Genomic DNA, 19,845 nt, shown 5'->3' with positions numbered 1-19,845 from the left:
CGTTACCGATTCCGGTAACGGCTTTTTTGTATGAAAAAAATTTATCAAGGAAACATTCGGAAATTCTATAATTTCAAAATGCTGGCTCAAAAGTTAAGTTAATTGGAACTCCCCATTCTTTAATATCGAAATAGCTTATACACTGAAACTGGAGACGACTATCGAAAACTATATACAGAACTCCAAGACCGCGAACAATTGAAATATCCCATCCGGCGTATAGCCGGATGGGATATTGATAAACTAACCTAAGTTGCGATCAAAGCTTGGTGATTCACACTTCTTTTAGCCAATTGCTTACTATCCTATAAAAGACATGTATGAGTCAACCAATTACATATTTCTTTAAGTGCCGACATCTTGCAGCGGTATGTGCCATATTTCTCTTAACTTCAAATAGGGAAAAGAAATATATAGCTCGTCTATTGGCAACTAATTGGCCCGGCGTTGCATGTCCACGAACTAGGAGAATGTGCAATAAGAAGAGTAGTCTTTCCAGCTTAACCTAGGATTTCAATTCCGGTGATTTTATACAGGACAATCGTCTTTGTTTAAACAAAGCGATTTCAAACTGCCGTTTCTTAAATTCAGCTTATAGAATAAGGAACATCAGCATAACTCAAACGCTGTTAACCTTTGAATTAATACAGCCGGCTAAAAGCTGGATTTTGGCTATCAATAAACCAGTTCTTATCGCCATCAGAGTTTTGTGAACACATATCTTCATGGCTAGCGAATTGATGCTTTAACAAAAAACTTGTTAAGGCAGGAGTTCATGTGGAAAACAAATTTATCTTTTTTACAGAATAAACTGACCTAGTATTTCACAGCAGATACCTGACAAAGCAGCTCCAAGTAGATTAAGGGAATTAGAATTTTCTTTTTAAAAGTGGCTCTTTTGGCATTAGCGCAACTACGGAATAATTAAACCAAGACGAAACAATCGTTCTAGAAACTTCGTTGGGAATCGTGCACAGCAGCAATCTTCTTTGTACATCCATATGTGTCTGGGTTGATTTAAAAAAAGAATAATTTACAGATTTAACTTATGCAAAAAACTATTCAATAGAAAATAAGCTCTATTATCAATGGAAATTACGCACTTTGCTTATTCATACAACTCCCAAAATATTTGCATCTTTGCAAACCAAGGTATAATTTGATACAAAAGTTTAGAGGATTGGCGGGATTCCTATATACAGCAAGAGTTTCCACGCCTTTTCGCTCTTGCATTCTGTAGAATTTTCCCCTAATATGAAAACTAATTCTTGTAGGAAACTGAAAGATTGAAAGGGTGTAGAGATTGGATGTAAATCCGTGGCTGATGGTGTTGATCATTTTTTCAATCAATATCGTTTACGTAACATTTTTTACGGTGCGAATGATCATGACATTAAAAGGCTATCGCTATCTAGCCGCTGTTGTCAGTATGGTGGAAGTCGTCATCTATATAGTAGGACTTGGATTGGTTCTTGATAATCTAGACCAAATCCAAAACCTGATCGCTTATGCTTTAGGATATGGTTCTGGAGTTATCATCGGTTCAAAAATCGAAGAAAAAATGGCTTTGGGCTATATTACGGTAAACGTCATCACCAGTGAGGCTGGGGAATATCTGCCCAAACAGCTTCGGGAAAAAGGCTATGGCGTTACGGACTGGAACGCCAATGGACGTGATGGTGGACGGCAATCGATGCAAATTTTGACTCCGCGAAAAATGGAATTAAAATTGTATAAAGCTATCCAGGAAATCGATCCGAAAGCTTTTATCATCGCGTACGAAGCTAAAACAATACATGGCGGGTTTTGGGTAAAGACAGTGAAAAGGGGCAATTTGTATAAATGAGTAAAAATACGATATGGTTTGAAGTCGAAGAACATGAATCCATCTCTCAATGCCTGGATCGAATGAAAGCATTGGGCTATGCAGCAGTTGGAAGAAAAGAAGAGCCCTTGTTTGAAGAAATAAATGGTCAGCCTGTGCCAATCAGGCAAATAGTTAAATTTAAAGGGAGTAAACTGGAACAATAACAAAATATCCCTTATAAATCCGAACGATTAAATGATTGAATAACCTATTGTTCGACTTTATCATTGACGTGCTTTAGCTGGCTTGTTATGATAAATAAGGATACCCCATATATGCAGAAGAATTGGCTTCTGCGTCTCTACCAGGACACCGTAATGTCCGGACTATGCGGGAAAGCAACTTAGTGGATCGTAAACGAAGGATGGGCATATCTATGCCATCATCCATAAATTCGTTTCATGTACAGTCCTTAAGTAAACTGCTTTTCACGTTATGTGAGCAGTTTACTTAAGGGCTTTTTATTTTTAAAAGGAGAGTGTAATCGATGAATCCGCGAATTGGCATCATTATGGGAAGTACGAGTGATTGGGAAACAATGAAGCATGCGTGTGACGTATTGGATGAGTTGGGATTGACCTATGAAAAGAAAGTGGTTTCAGCACACCGGACACCGGATTTGATGTTCAGCTATGCCGAACAGGCGCGTGAACGCGGGCTTCATGTCATCATTGCCGGAGCAGGCGGAGCTGCGCATTTGCCAGGCATGGTAGCAGCCAAGACCACATTGCCAGTTGTCGGTGTACCTATTCAATCCAAAGCGTTAAACGGCTTGGATTCCTTGTTATCCATTGTTCAGATGCCAGGCGGGGTTCCAGTAGCTACTGTGGCCATCGGCAAAGCAGGCGCTGTAAATGCCGGCTTGCTGGCAGCTCAAATACTCGGTACAGTCGATGAAACTGCGGCACAGGCCTTACAGGAAAGACGTGACCGGACAGCGGCTGCTGTTATAGAAAGTTCAGGTGACTTGGTATGACAAAAACCATTTTGCCGGGCCAAACGATCGGGATTATCGGTGGCGGACAGCTGGGGCGCATGATGGCTCTTGCGGCAAAGGAAGCCGGGTTTAAAATTGCGGTTCTCGATCCGGGAATGGATTCCCCGACCGGCCAAGTAGCCGACATACAAATTGTCGCTCCTTTCAACGATCAGCATGCATTGGAAGAATTGGCTGAGGTGAGCGATGTCATCACTTATGAGTTTGAAAATATCGATGTTGAGGGATTAAAAAAATTAGCGGAAATCGCTTATGTGCCGCAAGGAGCCGAATTGATTCGGGTGACGCAGAACCGGATTTTCGAGAAACAAGCCATTTCCGAGGCTGGCGTGATTGTGGCAGACTATATTACAGCTGCCAACTTCGAGGAATTAACAGAAAAAAGCAGTGAATTGCCCTTTCCTTTCGTTGTCAAAACGGCACGCGGCGGGTACGACGGCAAAGGGCAGCAAACTGTTTCTTCTATAGATGAACTGCATTTGGCGGAAGCACTGTTTGAAAACGGCGAGTGTGTTGCAGAAGCCTTTGTTACTTTCACGAAAGAGATTTCGGTCATCATTCAGCGCAATGTACACGGTGAAACAGCTATTTTGCCAATCGGTGAAAATATTCATCAAGATCATATTTTGCATCAGACGATTGTCCCGGCGCGAATCGATAAAGAAACGGTAGACCTGGCGAAGCAGGCAGCTGAAAAAATCGCTGCTCACCTGAATATGGTCGGAACCTTAGCCGTTGAAATGTTCGTTTTGGACAACGGCAGCATCATTGTCAATGAGCTGGCCCCGCGTCCCCATAACTCAGGACATTACTCAATCGAAGCTACAAACATCTCGCAGTTCCATCAGCATGTCCGTGCCGTTTGCGGATGGCCGCTGCGGCAGCCAAAGCTATGGTCAGGCGCGGTAATGGTCAACGTACTGGGAGAACATGTTGCGCCACTCACTTCGAAAATCGCACAATTTCCAAATTGGTCAATTCATTTATACGGAAAAGACGAAGCGAAGCAGAAACGGAAGATGGGACATGTTACGATATTAACGGAAGACTTAGAGGCAACTTTGAGTGAAATAGACGCATCCGGCATCTGGCCGGAATAATTGGAGGAACTTATAAATGATCGCACGCTACACACGACCTGAAATGGGCGCAATTTGGACAGATGAAAACAAATACAATGCATGGCTGGAAGTTGAAATTCTGGCATGTGAAGCTTGGGCGGAAATCGGTGATATTCCAAAAGAAGACGTGGCAAAAATCCGCAAAGGCGCTTCTTTTTCAGTAGACCGCATTTTGGAAATTGAAGAAGAAACACGCCACGATGTCGTAGCTTTCACAAGAGCGGTATCGGAAACACTTGGCGAAGAACGCAAATGGGTTCATTACGGCTTAACTTCAACGGATGTTGTGGATACAGCCCTTTCATACTTATTGAAGCAAGCGAACGTCATTATCCGTAAAGATTTGACGAACTTCATCGAAATTCTTGCAACTAAAGCCAAAGAACACAAGATGACAGTCATGATGGGCCGGACACACGGCGTCCATGCAGAACCGACGACTTTCGGTTTAAAGCTGGCGTTGTGGCATGAAGAAATGAAACGCAACCTGGAACGTTTCGAGGCAGCAGCGGCTTCCATTGAAACCGGCAAAATGTCCGGTGCAGTCGGAACTTATGCCAATATTGATCCGTTTGTGGAAGCGTATGTCTGTAAAGAGTTGGGACTTGCAGCTTCGCCGATTTCGACACAGACTTTGCAGCGCGACCGTCACGCACAATATTTGAGCGTTCTTGCATTGATCGGTTCATCTATCGAAAAATTTGCTACGGAAATTCGTGGACTGCAAAAATCAGAAACGCGGGAAGTGGAAGAATTTTTTGCAAAAGGCCAAAAAGGTTCTTCTGCAATGCCGCATAAACGCAACCCGATCGGATCCGAAAACATGACAGGGCTTGCCCGTCTGATCCGCGGCTATATGCTGACAGCTTACGAGAATGTTGCACTTTGGCACGAACGCGATATTTCGCATTCATCTGCCGAGCGTGTGATTTTGCCGGATGCGACGATTGCACTGAATTACATGCTGAACCGTTTTGGCAATATCGTCAAAAACTTGACAGTGTTCCCTGAAAACATGAAACGCAATATGGATTCAACACTTGGCTTGATTTATTCGCAGCGTGTGCTGCTGGCTTTGATCGATAAAGGAATGGCTCGTGAAGCGGCTTACGATACAGTTCAGCCGTGTGCGATGGAAGCATGGGAAAACCAGACACATTTCCGCAAAATCGTGGAAGCGAATGACACAATTACTTCCAAGTTATCTAAAGAAGAATTGGACGACTGTTTCGATTACAACCATCACCTGCAGCAAGTGGACATGATTTTCGATCGACTTGGACTAAACTAAACGGGGGCTTCTAAAAATGGAAAAAGGTCAGTTATTGTACGAAGGAAAAGCAAAACGCTTGTATGCAACGGACGAACAGGGAATTTTGTGGGTGGAATATAAAGATTCAGCAACGGCTTTCAACGGTGAAAAGAAAGAGGAAATCACCGGCAAAGGCATATTGAACAATAAAATCACGTCACTGATTTTCACGAAATTGCAGGAAGCGGGCATTGCTTCTCATTTCGTCAAGCAATTGTCTGATCATGAACAATTGGTGCAGAGCGTCAGCATCATTCCATTGGAAGTAGTGGTCCGTAACATTACAGCCGGCAGCATGGCCAAACGCCTCGGTATTGAAGAAGGCGTGGCCATCAGCCGTCCGGTAGTGGAGTTTTATTTGAAAGATGATGAACTTGGCGATCCCTTGATCACAGATGAGCACGTCGACATGCTGGATTTGGCAACTGCAGAAGAAGTGGCAGAGCTGAAACAAAAAGCCCGTGAAATCAACAAAGTCTTAATCGGCTTTTTCAAGGAAATCAGTGTCGATCTGGTCGATTTCAAAATCGAATTTGGCCGCGATTCGGATGGCAATATTCTTTTGGCAGATGAAATTTCGCCGGATACTTGCCGGCTTTGGGATATGGAAACCAAACAAAAGCTTGATAAAGACGTATTCCGCCGTAGTCTCGGAAGTTTGACTGAAGCGTACGAACTCATTTTAACTCGTCTAGGAGGACAACACTCATGAAAAAAGTAAAAGTATACGTAACATTGCGTGAAAGTGTATTGGACCCGCAAGGATCTGCAGTTATGGGCTCTCTTCATAAAATGGGCTATGGTGAAGTGGAAGACGTACGGATCGGCAAATACCTGGAATTGGTTATCGGAGACAGCGAACGGGATGTGGATGCATTGGTCAACGAACTTTGCCACCGACTGTTGGCGAACACGGTTATTGAAGATTACCGTTACGAAATTGAGGAGGTTGTCTCGCAATGAAATTCGCAGTGATTGTTTTCCCCGGCTCAAATTGTGACTTGGATATGTACCATGCGGTCAAAGACGAACTAGGTGAAGAGGCGGAATACGTATGGCATGACTCAAAAGATTTGAGCAGCTATGACGGCATTTTGCTGCCAGGTGGATTTTCATACGGCGATTACCTGCGCTGCGGCGCAATTGCCCAGTTCTCTGGTGTCATGGATGAAGTAAGAAAAGCAGCGGAAGCTGGAAAACCGGTTCTTGGAATCTGCAACGGCTTCCAGATCTTGACGGAAGCTGGGCTGTTGCCGGGCGTTCTGCTGCGCAACAAAAACCTGAAGTTCATGTGCCGTACCGTTGGGTTGAAAGTTGAGAACAATAACACGTTGTTCACCAACGAATACGAACAGGGCCAGGAAATACAGATTCCAATCGCCCACGGAGAAGGCAATTATTACTGCGACGATGCGACATATACTCACCTCAAGGAAAACAATCAAATCGTCTTTACGTATGCAGATGATTTTAACGGCAGCCGCAACAATATCGCAGGCATCATCAACGACCGCGGAAACGTGCTCGGCATGATGCCGCATCCGGAACGTGCAGTGTCCGACTTGATCGGCGGCAAAGATGGATTGGCTTTATTCAGATCAATCGTAAAACAGTGGAGGGAAGCACATGTCAGTCATGCTTGAACCAAATGCTGCTCAGATAAAAGAACAGAAAATTTATCAGCAAATGGGCTTATCGGATGCGGAATTTACAATGGTCGAAGAAATTTTAGGAAGAACACCGAACTACACGGAAACGGGTTTGTTTTCGGTTATGTGGTCTGAACATTGTTCTTATAAAAATTCAAAACCGGTCCTGGCTAAGTTTCCAACCAAAGGAGAACGTGTCCTGCAGGGACCTGGCGAAGGCGCTGGAATTGTAGACATCGGCGATGGGCAAGCGGTTGTATTCAAAATGGAATCGCATAACCACCCTTCAGCTATCGAACCTTACCAGGGCGCTGCCACCGGCGTCGGCGGAATTATCCGCGACGTCTTCTCGATGGGTGCGCGACCGATCGCGTTATTGAACTCGCTTCGATTTGGTGAATTAACCACTCCGCGGGTAAAATACCTGTTTGAAGAAGTGGTTGCCGGCATCGCGGGCTACGGAAACTGCATCGGCATCCCGACAGTCGGCGGGGAAGTCCAGTTTGATGAATCCTATGACGGCAATCCATTGGTCAATGCGATGTGTGTCGGATTGATCAATCACGAAGATATCCAAAAAGGAATCGCCAAAGGCACTGGCAACCCGGTCATGTACGTCGGCGCTAAAACAGGACGAGACGGCATCCACGGAGCGACATTCGCTTCCGAAGAGCTGACGGACGGCTCTGATAAAAACCGTCCGGCTGTACAAGTCGGCGATCCATTTATGGAGAAGCTGTTATTGGAAGCCTGCCTTGAATTGATCAAGTCGGATGCATTGATCGGCATTCAGGACATGGGTGCGGCAGGACTGACTTCATCTTCCGCTGAAATGGCTTCAAAAGCCGGCTCCGGCATCGAGATGGATCTTGACCATATTCCACAGCGCGAAACCGGCATGACGGCTTACGAAATGATGCTTTCAGAATCGCAGGAACGCATGCTCATCGTTGTCAAAGCGGGACGCGAGCCTGAAATCGTCGAGTTGTTTGAGAAATACGGATTGGACGCAGTAACTGTCGGCACCGTGACAGATGACTCCACGCTGCGTCTGAAGCATAAAGGCGAAATTGTGGCAGAAGTACCAGTCGATGCGCTTGCAGAAGACGCGCCGGTTTACCATAAGCCATCAGCAGTCCCTGCCTACTTTACGGAGTTCCAGCAGTTGGACAATGTTGAACCAAAAGTCTCGGATTACAATGAAACTTTGACGGCGCTACTGAAGCAGCCGACCATCGCTTCAAAAGAATGGGTCTACGATCAGTATGACCACCAAGTACGTACGAGCACTGTGGTCAGCCCTGGGTCGGATGCAGCAGTTGTCCGTGTCCGCGGCACCAATAAAGGCCTTGCCATGACGACGGATTGCAACTCACGTTATATTTACCTGGATCCGGAAACCGGCGGCAAAATCGCAGTAGCGGAAGCGGCGCGCAATGTCGTCGTGTCCGGTGCCAAGCCTCTTGCGATTACGGATTGCCTGAACTTTGGCAACCCGGAAAAGCCGGAAATCTTCTGGCAGCTTGAAAAAGCGGCAGATGGCATGTTTGAAGCTTGTACGATACTGGATTCTCCAGTTATCGGCGGTAACGTCTCTTTATACAATGAAACCAATGGCACCGCCATTTACCCGACACCGACAATCGGCATGGTCGGACTTGTTGAAGACCTGTCGCATGTAACGACGCAAGATGCTAAAAAAGAAGGCGATCTTGTGTATTTGATCGGCGAAAGCTTTACGGAATTTGGCGGCAGTGAACTGCAAAAGATGGTCGAAGGGCGCATTTTCGGCAAAGCGCCAGCCATTGATTTGACAGTGGAAGCAAAGCGCCAACAGGAAATTCTTTCAGCCATCCAGCAGGGTCTTATCGCTTCGGCACATGACGTTGCTGAAGGCGGTGTTGCCGTCGCATTGGCTGAAAAAACCTTCGGCAAAGGATTGGGAATGGACGTTACCTTGTCCGGATCAGCGACAACGGCTTTGTTCAGCGAATCGCAATCCCGCTTTGTTGTGACAGTCAGCCCGGAGAAAGCAGCACAATTCGAAAAAAACGTATCAGATGCCAAGAAAATCGGCCAAGTCACGGGAGACAACTTAGTGATCAACGGTGAAGACGGTACGGCTTGGGTCAACGATTCAGTCGCAACGCTTCGCTCAGCTTGGAAAGGAGCTATCCCATGCTTGCTGAAATCAGAAGCTTAAACGAAGAATGTGGTGTCTTTGGAATATGGGGCCATCCCAACGCAACCCAACTGACCTATTACGGGCTGCATGCGTTGCAGCACCGCGGCCAGGAAGGCGCAGGAATTGTCTCGACAGACGGTGATGCTCTTCGCCCATTGAAAGGCGAAGGCATGGTCAGTGAAGTGTTTACGCCTGAAAAAATAGAAAATATTGCTGGACACGGGGCTATTGGCCATGTGCGCTATGCAACAGCAGGGGGCAGCGGCATTGAAAATGTCCAGCCCCTGCTCTTTAATTCGACTACCGGCAGCCTGGCGATTTCACATAACGGCAACCTGGTTAATGCTACTCAGCTGAAAGGCCATCTGGAACGTCAAGGAAGCATTTTTCAAACAACTTCCGATACGGAAGTGCTGGCCCATTTGATCAAAAGAAGCGGCTATGCATCGTTTGAAGAAAAGGCGAAAAATGCCCTGTCTTTGTTGAAGGGGGCATTTGCCTGCGTCATCTTGACAGAGGAAGCGATGTATATTGCTTTGGATCCGAATGGCTTGCGCCCGCTATCCCTTGGAAAACTTGGGGACGCTTGGGTAACGGCATCGGAAACATGTGCGTTTGATATTGTCGGAGCGGAATTTGTCCGTTCGGTTGAACCAGGTGAGTTTTTGATCGTCACAAAAGACGGCATGCGTGCAGAACGTTTTGCTTATCCGGAAGAGCGGGCGATCTGTACAATGGAATACGTCTATTTCTCCCGTCCGGATTCGGATATCGATGGCATCAATGTCCATACTGCGAGAAAACGCCTCGGCGTTCAATTGGCGAAAGAAGTGCAGATTGAAGCGGATGTGGTGACCGGTGTTCCCGATTCCAGTATTTCGGCAGCAATCGGCTACTCGGAACAAAGCGGCATTCCGTATGAATTGGGATTGATCAAGAACCGCTACGTGGGGCGGACGTTTATCCAGCCTTCTCAGGATTTGCGCGAACAGGGCGTCAAGATGAAACTGTCGCCAGTCCGCCAAGTGGTAAAAGGCAAACGCGTCATCATGGTGGATGATTCAATCGTCCGCGGCACGACTTCACGGCGCATCGTCAACTTGCTGAAAGAAGCAGGAGCAACAGAAGTGCACGTGGTGATCAGTTCACCGCCCATCAAAAATCCTTGCTTTTACGGTATTGATATCAGCACGGCAGGCGAATTGATCGCCTCTAACAATACAGTGGAAGAAATGCGTGAAATTATCGGTGCGGATTCGCTGACCTTCCTATCGGTGGAAGGTATGGTCCAAAATATCGGACGGACTGATCCCGGATCGAAATGCGGGCATTGCCTGGCTTGTTTTACAGGCGAATACCCGACCAATATTTATCCGGATACAGTATTGCCGCACGAAAAAGAAAAAGTGAAATAAGGGGGAACCGGTGTGTCAAAAGCATATGAAAAAGCAGGCGTCAATATCGAAGCAGGCTATGAAGCGGTCAACCGCATGAAATCCCATGTGGAACGGACAGCGCGCAAAGGAATGCTGGGTGCGTTCGGCGGCTTCGGCGGCATGTTCGATTTATCCGAGCTGAATTTGAAAGAACCGGTTCTTGTTTCCGGAACGGATGGCGTGGGCACGAAATTGAAGCTGGCCTTCATGGCAGACCGCCACGATACGATCGGCATCGATTGCGTCGCAATGTGCGTCAATGACATTGTTGCGCAAGGTGCAGAACCTTTGTTTTTTCTAGACTATATCGCAGTCGGCAAGGCAGTTCCTGAAAAGATTGAACAAATTGTCAAAGGAGTAGCGGATGGCTGCGTTCAGGCAGGCGCTGCATTGATAGGCGGAGAAACGGCTGAAATGCCGGGACTCTACGAAGAAGATGAATACGATATTGCAGGTTTTGCAGTGGGCGCTGCGGAGAAATCCAAAATCGTCACTGGAGAAAAAATCGCAGCGGGCGATGTCTTGATTGGTCTTGCTTCCAGCGGCATTCATTCGAATGGCTATTCGCTGGTGCGCCATATCATCTTTGACCAAAATAACTTGACGCTTGACCAAAAAGTTGAAGGTTATGAAGCGTTAGGACCAATTGGTGATGCATTGCTGACACCAACGAAAATTTACGCAAAAGCAGTAGCGGCTATAGGCAATGAAACTATTATTCATGGCATGGCCCATGTGACGGGCGGAGGTTTTATTGAAAATATTCCACGGATGATGCCGGACGGTTTAGGCGCAAAAATCGCCATTGGCAGCTGGCCGGTGCTTGATATATTCACGTTGCTGAAGGAAAAAGGGGAACTTGCGGACCGTGACCTGTATTCCGTCTTCAATATGGGCATCGGTTTTGTTCTGGCTGTCGCTCCTGAAGATGCGGAGCAGGTACTGAAAACGGCGCAAGCGAACGGTGAGCTGGCGTTCCAGATTGGCCGCGTTTCAAGCATCGAAGGCGTTCAATTTGAAGGTGAACAGGACGGCACGCTGAATGAACAATAAACCAAAAATCGCTGTTTTTGCGTCGGGCAATGGCTCTAATTTCCAAGCCATTGCTGATGCGATTGCCGGCGGCAAACTGCAGGCTGAACTTGTGCTTGCTGTAACAGACAAGCCCAAAGCCTTTGTCTTGGAGCGTGCCCGCAAGGCGGAAGTGGAATCTTTTGCTTTCGTAGCTTCCGAGTTCGAATCCAAACAGCTTTATGAACAGATGCTCAAAGAGAAACTGCAGGGGCTGGGAGTCGAGTGGATCGTGTTGGCGGGCTATATGCGCTTGATCGGTCCAGTGCTGCTGGAAGCTTATGAAAACCGCATTGTCAACATCCATCCATCCCTTCTGCCCGCTTTTCCGGGCAAAGATGCCATCGGTCAAACAATGGCAGCAGGTGCTGCAGAAGCTGGTGTCACGGTGCATTACGTGGACGCCGGCATGGATACGGGCAGCATCATCATGCAGCAGTCGTTTCCAATTGCGGGACGCGGGCGCGAAGAAGTCGAGCAACAGATCCATCAGATTGAACATGAATTATATCCTGCAGCTTTGCAGCAATTATTCGACCGGTAACACTGTCGGTCTTAATCTATAGGAGGACTATTTGTGAAAAAAAGAGCATTACTTAGCGTATCGGACAAATCAGGGATATTGGAGTTTGCACAGGAGCTGGAAAAAATGGGCTACGAACTCCTGTCGACAGGCGGCACGAAGAAATTTCTTGAAGAAAGCGGCGTTTCCATTACGGCTGTAGATGAAATCACCCAGTTTCCAGAAATTTTAGGCGGCCGTGTAAAAACTTTGCATCCGCTTGTACACGGAGGACTATTGGCTAAGCACGATGATGCCGAACACCAAAGCCAAATGGCTGAAAACGGCATTTCTCCAATCGATATTGTCTGCGTCAATTTATACCCTTTCCGTGAAACAATCGCCAAACCCGATGTCTCAGTAGATGATGCTATCGAGAACATTGATATTGGTGGACCGACGATGCTGCGTTCTGCTGCAAAAAATCATGCCTACGTGACCGTGATTGTCGATGCAGCCGATTATGCTGGAGTATTGACTGAATTGCACAGTGGACAATCTACCACACCTGAAACAAGACGCCGTCTGGCTGCAAAAGTTTTCCGCCATACTGCTGCTTATGATTCTTATATCTCCAACTATTTGACAGACTTGACGGGCGAGGAATACCCGGACCAATTGACACTTACGTATGAATTGTCCCAAACCCTTCGTTACGGAGAAAATCCTCATCAAAAAGCCGCATTTTACCGCAGCCCGCTTGGGTCGGATTTTTCCATTGCCAATGCCAATCAGCTGCACGGCAAAGAATTATCATACAACAATATCCAAGACGCCAATGCTGCTCTTCAGATCATCAAAGAATTCAAAATGCCGGCAGCAGTTGCCGTGAAACACATGAACCCATGCGGCGTTGGGACAGGTGAAACGATTGCGGATGCTTTCGGAAAAGCCTATGAAGCCGACTCCACTTCTATTTTTGGCGGCATTGTGGCATTGAACCGTGAAGTGGATGCAGAAACTGCCAAGCAATTAGCGATGATTTTCCTGGAAATAATTATTGCTCCAGCCTTTTCTGATGAAGCAATTGAATTGCTGACACAGAAAAAGAACATCCGTCTCTTGACCATTCCGTTTGACAGCACAACTACAGACAAATGGAACACGGTTACCGTTGAAGGCGGTTTGTTGATCCAGCAACCAGACGTTTTCGGCTATGAGGATGCAGACATCCAAATTGCGACAGAACGTCAGCCGACAGCAGTCGAACTTGCTGCACTCAAGCTTGGCTGGAGTGTTGTAAAACATGTTAAATCGAATGCCATTGTCGTATGCAATTCCGAAATGACTTTGGGCATCGGTGCAGGCCAGATGAACCGTGTGGGTTCTGCTAAAATCGCGTTGGAGCAAGCCGGCGAAGCGGCACAAGGCGCTATCATGGCATCAGATGCCTTTTTCCCGATGAGCGATACGGTGGAAGCTGCTGCACAGGCAGGCATCAAAGCCATCATTCAGCCGGGCGGCTCCAAAAAAGATCAGGAGTCAATCGATAAAGCGAACGAATACGGAATTGCCATGGTCTTTACCGGCATCCGCCATTTCAAACATTAATCGAGGTGAAGCAAGATGAAGGTACTGGTCATTGGAAGAGGCGGACGGGAACACGCCATTGTACGGCAGTTCGCGAAATCTCCGTCCATCACGAACGTTTTTGCAGCTCCTGGAAATGACGGGATGCGCGAAGATGCTGAAGTAACCGCAATCGATGAAATGGATTTTGCCGGTTTGGCTGAATTTGCCGAGCAGCGGGAAGTGGATTTCAGTTTTGTCGGTCCTGAACAGCCGCTGTCAGAAGGCATTGTCGATTTTTTTGAAGCCAAAGGATTGCGTATTTTCGGTCCGTCCAAAGCGGCAGCCCAAATTGAAGGCAGCAAAGCTTTTGCCAAAGAATTGATGGAAAAGTACAAGATTCCGACCGCAGGCTATGAAACCTTTACAGAAGTGGCTCCGGCGATCGCCTTTATCCGGCAGCACGGTGCGCCGATTGTCATCAAGGCGGATGGGCTGGCTGCCGGAAAAGGGGTTGTTGTGGCATTGACGGAAGAGGAAGCTGTCAATGCTGTCAACGACATGCTGGAAGGACAGAAGTTTGGTGAATCAGGATCCAAAGTCGTCATCGAGGAATTTTTGGCGGGGGAAGAGTTTTCGTTCATGTCTTTTGTCTATGACGGCAGGATTTATCCAATGGTCATTTCACAGGACCATAAGCGCGCTTACGATGGCGATCGCGGTCCGAATACCGGCGGCATGGGCGCGTACTCACCGGTACCGCAAATCTCCCAGGCAATCATTGACGAAACTTTTACAGCAATAGTTGAACCGGCTGTCAAAGCGATGGCATCGGAAGGGACCCCTTTTAATGGCATTCTCTACACCGGCGTCATTTTAACGGAAAAAGGCCCAAAAGTCATTGAGTTCAACGCACGTTTCGGAGATCCGGAAACCCAGGTCGTGCTGCCCCGAATGACCACCGATTTTGGTTTATTTATCGATACAATTTTAAAGGGACAGCCGGCTCAACTGGAGTGGGACGACCAAGCCATGCTCGGTGTAGTCATTGCGGCGGACGGCTATCCGGAGACAGTCGAAAAAGGCGCTCTTTTGCCTGATTTGGCGAAGCTTTCAGGAGTCGAAGTGACCCATGCCGGAACAAAGCTGTCCAATGGCAGCTTTGCAGGCAATGGAGGACGTGTACTGCTCGTTTCCGCAAGCGGACCTTCTATCCAAAGCGCTCAGCACAAGGTCTATGAACAGCTGGATACCTTGCATTGGAACGGCTTTTACTATCGCACAGACATCGGATGGCGTGCAAAATAATTTAATATATGCTATAATCTTAAATGACACAAATTCGACAAGAAGCTGTGTCATTTTTGTTTTATTGCCTGCCCTATAGGCGATAAAAGCCAAAGTTGAGGATTTTCAACAGCCCACGTTTACCTCTATTTAAACTCCAGAATGGCAAACCCGTTACGACCTCAGAAACAAAATCAGCAGGGCATTTAAAAATTGAAGGGAGACAAATTATGAATTGGTATGAAAAATTAAATCAGTATTTTCCAGTTGAAGAAATGAAGTCGAAAGAGCATATGGATGCATTGCTCAAAGAAAAAGGCAGCGTCTACTACAAAGATGAAGGTCCTTATCATGTCTTAATGTATGCAGAGTTCCCGAACTTTACCTTCGTCGATTATTTGTTTGTATCGAAAGAATCCCGCGGCATGGGTCTTGGCAAAAAGACCTTGCAAATGCTGAAGGACAAAAACAAGCCGATTATTTTGGAAGTCGAGCCGGTCAACTACGAAGATACAGACACGGAAAAACGTCTGCGTTTTTACGCTCGTGAAGGATTCGAACACGCCTCGTCAATCGGCTATTGCCGACGTTCACTGGCAACCGGTGAAGAGAATTCCATGGAAATTCTTTACTGGACTCCAAGCGGAGAAACAGAAGAGCAGATTTTCGAAGGAATGCAGAAAATGTACCAGGACATCCACACCTATAAGGATGAGCAGTTCTACGGGGAATCATATGATTCCGTTTCAGACGTATTGACCTTCCAGGAGGAAGAGAAAAAAGATGTCTTGAAACCGTTCAGCGATCCGATCAATAATTAATCCTAAATCCACGCATTCCGCGTGGATTTTTTGTGTCCTCCATTAACCGGAATGTTCCCGTTTTTTTAGGGAATAACTGTATTTCATTGTATAATTATGCTACGATATTAAGTATTGAAATAGCAGAAAGAAGGTGCCGGCAAATGGTAAATCCTCTATGGAAGAACACCGAGATTCGAAATCAATTAAAGATTGTCACAAAGGAAGTTGCACCGGATCTTGTTTTGACAAATGCAACCTATCTCCACGGAATTTTTAAAAAATGGGTAACAGGGAATATTTGGATATCAAATGACCGCATCGTCTATGCTGGAAAAGAAATGCCGAAAATTGATGCCTCTACCGAAGTCGCAGACATGACAGATAAATTTATTGTTCCGGGATACATAGAACCCCATGTTCATCCTTCTCAATTATATAATCCTCAAACTTTTGCAGATTATGCGGCTCAAGGCGGAACCACCATGTTCCTCTCTGACAACCTAACTTTCTTTTTAGCGCTTGATAATGAGAAAGCGTTTTCATTGCTGGATCAATTGGCGGAGCTGCCGTTCAGCTTTTATTGGTGGACCCGTTTTGATTCGCAGACCGAATTGAATGAGGAAGATAAATTATTCACTTCGACCTCAGTGGGAGAATGGCTTGACCGCCAGGATGTATTATTGGGCGGCGAATTGACCGGCTGGCCAAAGCTGATGGCTGGCGATGACCAAATGCTGTATTGGATTCAAAAAGCCAAAATGGGCTTGAAGAAAATCGAAGGGCATTTCCCAGGTGCTTCGGAAAAGACCTTGGCGCGCATGCGTTTGCTTGGAGCCGATGGCGATCATGAAGCGATGACGGTGGATGAAGTTGAAATGCGCCTGCTCCACGGTTACGGCGTGACGCTTCGGCACTCGTCCATTCGCCCGGATCTTCCGGATCTATTAAAAGGGATTGTTGAGCGGGACTTAAATGTCTTTGACAAGCTGATGATGACTACAGACGGCTCAACGCCGGCATTTCATTTGGATGGGGTCATGGACCTGTGCATTAAAATCGCACTGGAAGCGGGTGTACCGCCGATCGATGCCTATATGATGGCCTCTTATAACGTGGCCCGTTATTATAATGTAACCAGCTTGCACGGCCTTATTGCGACAGGCCGCTACGCCAACCTGAACATTCTTGATACACTGGAAAATCCAGTGCCATCAGGAGTTATTTCAAAAGGGGTTTGGCTGAAAAGGGATGGTGAAAAAGTGCAGTCATTGCCGAATATCGATTGGTCCATATTGCCCGACCTTGATATCGACTATGAACTGACAGATGATGATTTCCAGTTTTCGATGCCTTTTGGTATTGAAATGGTAAATGACGTCATCACTAAACCCTATTCAGTGAGTGTGGACAGCCACGACTCCGATTTATCAAAGCTGCATGATGAAAGTTTTTTGATGCTGATTGATAAAAAAGGGAAATGGCGCGTCAATACGCTGATCAAAGGATTTGCGCCGGGATTGGATGGATTTGCATCCTCGTACACCAACACGGGCGATATTATTCTGATCGGCAAAAGCCGTAAAGACATGTGGATAGCTTTTGATGAACTGAAACGCCTGAAAGGCGGAATCATTCTTGCTGAAAACGGTGAAATCGTGCAATCTCTGCCGCTTCCTTATGGAGGCGTGATGTCGGATCTGCCGATGGAACAGTTGATCGAACAGGAAAAAGCGCTGAAGAAAGCACTCAAAGAACGAGGCTATAAGCATGGAGACGCGGTATACACGCTGCTGTTTTTACAAGCCACCCACCTGCCGTATGTTCGGGTTACGCAAAAAGGAATTTACGATGTCATGAATAAAAAAATCCTGTTCCCTGCGTTCATGAGGTAGGGCTTATGAAAAACTGGGCGCTCATAATTGGGATCGTAGTTGTGCTCGCGGTTTTTGCCGCAGGATTTTGGCTGATTTTAAAGGAGGACCCTGTCGAAGAGCCATCAATAGATGATGCTTTAACCATTGCTCCTTTTACCGGAGAAGAAGCAGTGCCTCCGGCGAATCGTCGAAGTGTCATGGCGGTTATCAATAACCATCCAGATGCCCGTCCGCAGACAGGGCTAAGGGAAGCGGACATCGTTTTTGAAATGATTGCAGAGTACGACATTACGCGGTTTGTCGCGCTTTACCAAAGTGACTTTCCGGATACGTTCGGTCCCATGCGCAGTGCGAGAGAATATTTTGTTGAGCTTGCTGCTGCTTATGATGCTTTTTTTGTGGCCCATGGCTACAGCCCGGATGCGCAAGTGATGCTGGAATCTGGTGTAGTGGATCATGTCAATGGCATCGATCATGACGGTACCCTTTTCGAGCGGTCATCTGATCGCATCGCGCCGCATAACTCCTATATCTCTTTGGAAAATGTTGAAACGGCTATGGAAAATGTGCAGGCTTCTCCGGAATACAGCGGAAACTCGCCTTATCATTTCTCTGGTTCGGCTGGAAATGATAAACTTGAGGGACAGGCTCTTTCGGTGAGAGTGGAGTACGGGACAAATGAGCTGTTTTTCAGTGACTTTACATACGATACCCAATCACATCTTTACAGCCGTTCGTCCGGAGGCGTACCGACAACTGATAAAGAGACCCTGGAAACAGTCGAAGTTTCAAATGTTCTGGTTTTTGAAGCGCAGCACCAAACTGTTGATTCCGAAGGGCGGCAGTCAATCGACTTGGCAAGCGGCGGGGATGCCCTGCTTTTCCAGGGCGGCGGTGTGCGTGAGATAGAGTGGAGTTCGATTGACGGCAAGCTTGTGCCGACAGCAGATGGAGAAACGGTGGACTTGGTTCCAGGGAAAACCTGGATCCACATCATTCCTTCTTCTCCCGGCATGGGAAGATCCGTCAGTTATACGCCATGATGATCACAGCAATGAAAGGATGTTGAAGCTGCATGCAAGTTGATAAAATCAGAGGCCATCAGACAGATCAGTTGATCGAAGCTGTGCTGGCCTTGAAGGATAAAGAAGAAGCTTATCGATTCTTTGATGATCTATGCACAATCAGTGAAATTCAATCGCTGTCACAGCGGCTGGAAGTGGCCCACATGCTTCGCATGAAAAAAACGTACGAAAAAATAAAAAATGAAACAGGTGCAAGCACGGCGACAATTTCCCGTGTCCGCCGTTGCCTGAACTACGGCAATGACGGTTATGATGAAATGCTGGGACGCCTTTATCCTGACGAAAAACCGTTCGAACTGCCAAAAGACTGAACAGAGAACCGACTCTGTTCGGTTTTTTTGTTATAATAAATTGATGATAAATGATGCAAAGTTGGGTGAAACGAGATGGATTTCAAAACATGGCGACATGTCTTTAAATTAGATCCGGCAAAAGAGATCGCGGATGGACATTTGGAACGAATTTGCAGATCCGGGACTGATGCCATCTTGATTGGCGGCAGCGACAATGTCACACTCGACAATGTCCTTCATTTAACGGAGCGGGTGCAGAGCTATGGGCTGCCGATGGTGCTGGAAGTATCAACCATCGATTCAGTGGCGCCGGGCTTTGACTATTACTTTATCCCGACGGTGCTAAACAGCGATGATCCCAAGTGGATAAAAGGCCTTCATCATCAAGCAATCCGCGAATATGGGGAAATTCTGGACTGGAATGAACTGATTCCCGAGGGCTATTGTATTTTAAATGGAGATTGCAAAGCAGCGGAATTGACTGGCGCGAAAACACAGCTGGCTGCGGATGAAGTTTTGGCTTATGCTCGCCTGGCAGAACATTTTTTCCGGCTGCCTATTTTTTACATGGAGTACAGCGGTGTTTATGGAGACATGAAGCTGGTCCGGAAAGTGAAAGAGGTCCTTTCCGAAACCCGCTTGTTTTACGGCGGCGGCATCGATTCAGCTGACAAGGCGGCCGCGGCATTAAGCGCCGCAGATACCATTGTAGTCGGCAACATTATTTATGAAAATATTGATAAAGCGATTGAAACCGTAGAGGCAGTTGCGGAAACGGCTGACTAATCGTTATA

19 protein-coding genes and 1 riboswitch are annotated in these 19,845 nt (G+C 46.8%); all 19 genes read left to right on the top strand.

The window, feature by feature from the left end; genetic code table 11:
- Positions 1-1,324: 1,324 nt before the first annotated feature.
- The 19 genes from GJB59_RS00985 (at position 1,325) to pcrB (ending at position 19,837) form a co-directional block, all read left to right on the top strand.
- On the top strand, positions 1,325-1,846 hold the full coding sequence (locus GJB59_RS00985; RefSeq protein ID WP_407676718.1) for a DUF2179 domain-containing protein: 522 nt from the start codon (positions 1,325-1,327) through the stop codon (positions 1,844-1,846).
- Positions 1,843-2,031: an NETI motif-containing protein gene (locus GJB59_RS00980; protein WP_142829935.1), complete on the top strand. Its 189-nt coding sequence runs from the start codon at positions 1,843-1,845 to the stop codon at positions 2,029-2,031. The genes GJB59_RS00985 and GJB59_RS00980 overlap by 4 nt, the downstream gene beginning before the upstream one ends.
- Before the next feature lie 85 nt (positions 2,032-2,116).
- Positions 2,117-2,216, top strand: a riboswitch (purine riboswitch).
- 138 nt (positions 2,217-2,354) lie between these two features.
- Entirely contained in the window at positions 2,355-2,843 is a 489-nt protein-coding gene (gene purE / locus GJB59_RS00975; protein WP_142829934.1) for a 5-(carboxyamino)imidazole ribonucleotide mutase, read from the top strand.
- Positions 2,840-3,964 carry a 5-(carboxyamino)imidazole ribonucleotide synthase gene (gene purK, locus GJB59_RS00970; RefSeq protein WP_142829932.1) on the top strand — a complete coding sequence of 375 codons (1,125 nt, stop codon included), beginning with the start codon at positions 2,840-2,842 and terminating at the stop codon, positions 3,962-3,964. Before purE ends, purK begins: the two co-directional genes overlap by 4 nt.
- 16 nt (positions 3,965-3,980) lie before the next feature.
- The gene (gene purB, locus GJB59_RS00965) at positions 3,981-5,276 is read left to right on the top strand and encodes an adenylosuccinate lyase (protein ID WP_142829930.1); all 1,296 of its coding nucleotides are present in this window, start codon (positions 3,981-3,983) and stop codon (positions 5,274-5,276) included.
- Between the two features lie 16 nt (positions 5,277-5,292).
- A complete protein-coding gene (gene purC, locus GJB59_RS00960; protein WP_142829928.1) occupies positions 5,293-6,009 on the top strand; it encodes a phosphoribosylaminoimidazolesuccinocarboxamide synthase in 717 nt (238 codons plus the stop codon).
- The gene (gene purS, locus GJB59_RS00955) at positions 6,006-6,260 is read left to right on the top strand and encodes a phosphoribosylformylglycinamidine synthase subunit PurS (RefSeq protein WP_142829926.1); all 255 of its coding nucleotides are present in this window, start codon (positions 6,006-6,008) and stop codon (positions 6,258-6,260) included. Before purC ends, purS begins: the two co-directional genes overlap by 4 nt.
- Positions 6,257-6,940, top strand: a complete 684-nt coding sequence (gene purQ, locus GJB59_RS00950) for a phosphoribosylformylglycinamidine synthase subunit PurQ (protein WP_142829923.1) — start codon at positions 6,257-6,259, stop codon at positions 6,938-6,940. Before purS ends, purQ begins: the two co-directional genes overlap by 4 nt.
- On the top strand, positions 6,924-9,149 hold the full coding sequence (gene purL, locus GJB59_RS00945) for a phosphoribosylformylglycinamidine synthase subunit PurL (RefSeq protein WP_142829921.1): 2,226 nt from the start codon (positions 6,924-6,926) through the stop codon (positions 9,147-9,149). Before purQ ends, purL begins: the two co-directional genes overlap by 17 nt.
- Complete coding sequence (purF, locus tag GJB59_RS00940; protein ID WP_142829919.1) at positions 9,125-10,546, top strand: amidophosphoribosyltransferase; 1,422 nt, start codon at positions 9,125-9,127, stop codon at positions 10,544-10,546. Before purL ends, purF begins: the two co-directional genes overlap by 25 nt.
- A gap of 12 nt (positions 10,547-10,558) precedes the next feature.
- Positions 10,559-11,620, top strand: a complete 1,062-nt coding sequence (purM, locus tag GJB59_RS00935; protein WP_142829917.1) for a phosphoribosylformylglycinamidine cyclo-ligase — start codon at positions 10,559-10,561, stop codon at positions 11,618-11,620.
- A complete protein-coding gene (purN, locus tag GJB59_RS00930; RefSeq protein WP_142829915.1) occupies positions 11,610-12,182 on the top strand; it encodes a phosphoribosylglycinamide formyltransferase in 573 nt (190 codons plus the stop codon). The genes purM and purN overlap by 11 nt, the downstream gene beginning before the upstream one ends.
- A 33-nt stretch (positions 12,183-12,215) precedes the next feature.
- Positions 12,216-13,751, top strand: a complete 1,536-nt coding sequence (gene purH / locus GJB59_RS00925; RefSeq protein ID WP_142829913.1) for a bifunctional phosphoribosylaminoimidazolecarboxamide formyltransferase/IMP cyclohydrolase — start codon at positions 12,216-12,218, stop codon at positions 13,749-13,751.
- Positions 13,752-13,766: 15 nt separating this feature from the next.
- A complete protein-coding gene (purD, locus tag GJB59_RS00920; protein ID WP_142829911.1) occupies positions 13,767-15,017 on the top strand; it encodes a phosphoribosylamine--glycine ligase in 1,251 nt (416 codons plus the stop codon).
- Positions 15,018-15,226: 209 nt separating this feature from the next.
- The gene (locus tag GJB59_RS00915) at positions 15,227-15,817 is read left to right on the top strand and encodes a GNAT family N-acetyltransferase (RefSeq protein ID WP_142829909.1); all 591 of its coding nucleotides are present in this window, start codon (positions 15,227-15,229) and stop codon (positions 15,815-15,817) included.
- A gap of 143 nt (positions 15,818-15,960) precedes the next feature.
- Entirely contained in the window at positions 15,961-17,691 is a 1,731-nt protein-coding gene (locus tag GJB59_RS00910) for an adenine deaminase C-terminal domain-containing protein (protein WP_142829907.1), read from the top strand.
- Positions 17,692-17,696: 5 nt separating this feature from the next.
- The gene (locus tag GJB59_RS00905; protein ID WP_142829905.1) at positions 17,697-18,716 is read left to right on the top strand and encodes a DUF3048 domain-containing protein; all 1,020 of its coding nucleotides are present in this window, start codon (positions 17,697-17,699) and stop codon (positions 18,714-18,716) included.
- A 32-nt stretch (positions 18,717-18,748) separates the two neighbouring features.
- A complete protein-coding gene (locus GJB59_RS00900; protein WP_142829903.1) occupies positions 18,749-19,069 on the top strand; it encodes a YerC/YecD family TrpR-related protein in 321 nt (106 codons plus the stop codon).
- Positions 19,070-19,144: 75 nt separating this feature from the next.
- Positions 19,145-19,837, top strand: coding sequence for a heptaprenylglyceryl phosphate synthase (pcrB, locus tag GJB59_RS00895; RefSeq protein WP_142829901.1), 693 nt, complete (start codon positions 19,145-19,147; stop codon positions 19,835-19,837).
- Positions 19,838-19,845: the final 8 nt, after the last annotated feature.

The organism is Planococcus soli, from assembly GCF_016881065.1.
In the GTDB taxonomy this organism is placed as follows: Bacteria; Bacillota; Bacilli; order Bacillales_A; family Planococcaceae; genus Planococcus; species Planococcus soli.
Note: the sequence above shows the minus strand (reverse complement) of the source record. Positions and strands in the feature narration are given on the sequence as shown.

Bases quoted from the DNA above. Each gene is read 5' to 3' on its own strand.
- GJB59_RS00900 (WP_142829903.1), top strand. From the start codon at position 18,749: ATGCAAGTTGATAAAATCAGAGGCCATCAGACAGATCAGTTGATCGAA.
- purE (WP_142829934.1), top strand. From the start codon at position 2,355: ATGAATCCGCGAATTGGCATCATTATGGGAAGTACGAGTGATTGGGAA.
- GJB59_RS00915 (WP_142829909.1), top strand. From the start codon at position 15,227: ATGAATTGGTATGAAAAATTAAATCAGTATTTTCCAGTTGAAGAAATG.
- GJB59_RS00980 (WP_142829935.1), top strand. From the start codon at position 1,843: ATGAGTAAAAATACGATATGGTTTGAAGTCGAAGAACATGAATCCATC.
- purB (WP_142829930.1), top strand. From the start codon at position 3,981: ATGATCGCACGCTACACACGACCTGAAATGGGCGCAATTTGGACAGAT.
- purQ (WP_142829923.1), top strand. From the start codon at position 6,257: ATGAAATTCGCAGTGATTGTTTTCCCCGGCTCAAATTGTGACTTGGAT.
- GJB59_RS00905 (WP_142829905.1), top strand. From the start codon at position 17,697: ATGAAAAACTGGGCGCTCATAATTGGGATCGTAGTTGTGCTCGCGGTT.
- GJB59_RS00910 (WP_142829907.1), top strand. From the start codon at position 15,961: ATGGTAAATCCTCTATGGAAGAACACCGAGATTCGAAATCAATTAAAG.
- purF (WP_142829919.1), top strand. From the start codon at position 9,125: ATGCTTGCTGAAATCAGAAGCTTAAACGAAGAATGTGGTGTCTTTGGA.
- purK (WP_142829932.1), top strand. From the start codon at position 2,840: ATGACAAAAACCATTTTGCCGGGCCAAACGATCGGGATTATCGGTGGC.
- purD (WP_142829911.1), top strand. From the start codon at position 13,767: ATGAAGGTACTGGTCATTGGAAGAGGCGGACGGGAACACGCCATTGTA.
- purC (WP_142829928.1), top strand. From the start codon at position 5,293: ATGGAAAAAGGTCAGTTATTGTACGAAGGAAAAGCAAAACGCTTGTAT.
- GJB59_RS00985 (WP_407676718.1), top strand. From the start codon at position 1,325: ATGGTGTTGATCATTTTTTCAATCAATATCGTTTACGTAACATTTTTT.
- purS (WP_142829926.1), top strand. From the start codon at position 6,006: ATGAAAAAAGTAAAAGTATACGTAACATTGCGTGAAAGTGTATTGGAC.
- purL (WP_142829921.1), top strand. From the start codon at position 6,924: ATGTCAGTCATGCTTGAACCAAATGCTGCTCAGATAAAAGAACAGAAA.
- pcrB (WP_142829901.1), top strand. From the start codon at position 19,145: ATGGATTTCAAAACATGGCGACATGTCTTTAAATTAGATCCGGCAAAA.
- purN (WP_142829915.1), top strand. From the start codon at position 11,610: ATGAACAATAAACCAAAAATCGCTGTTTTTGCGTCGGGCAATGGCTCT.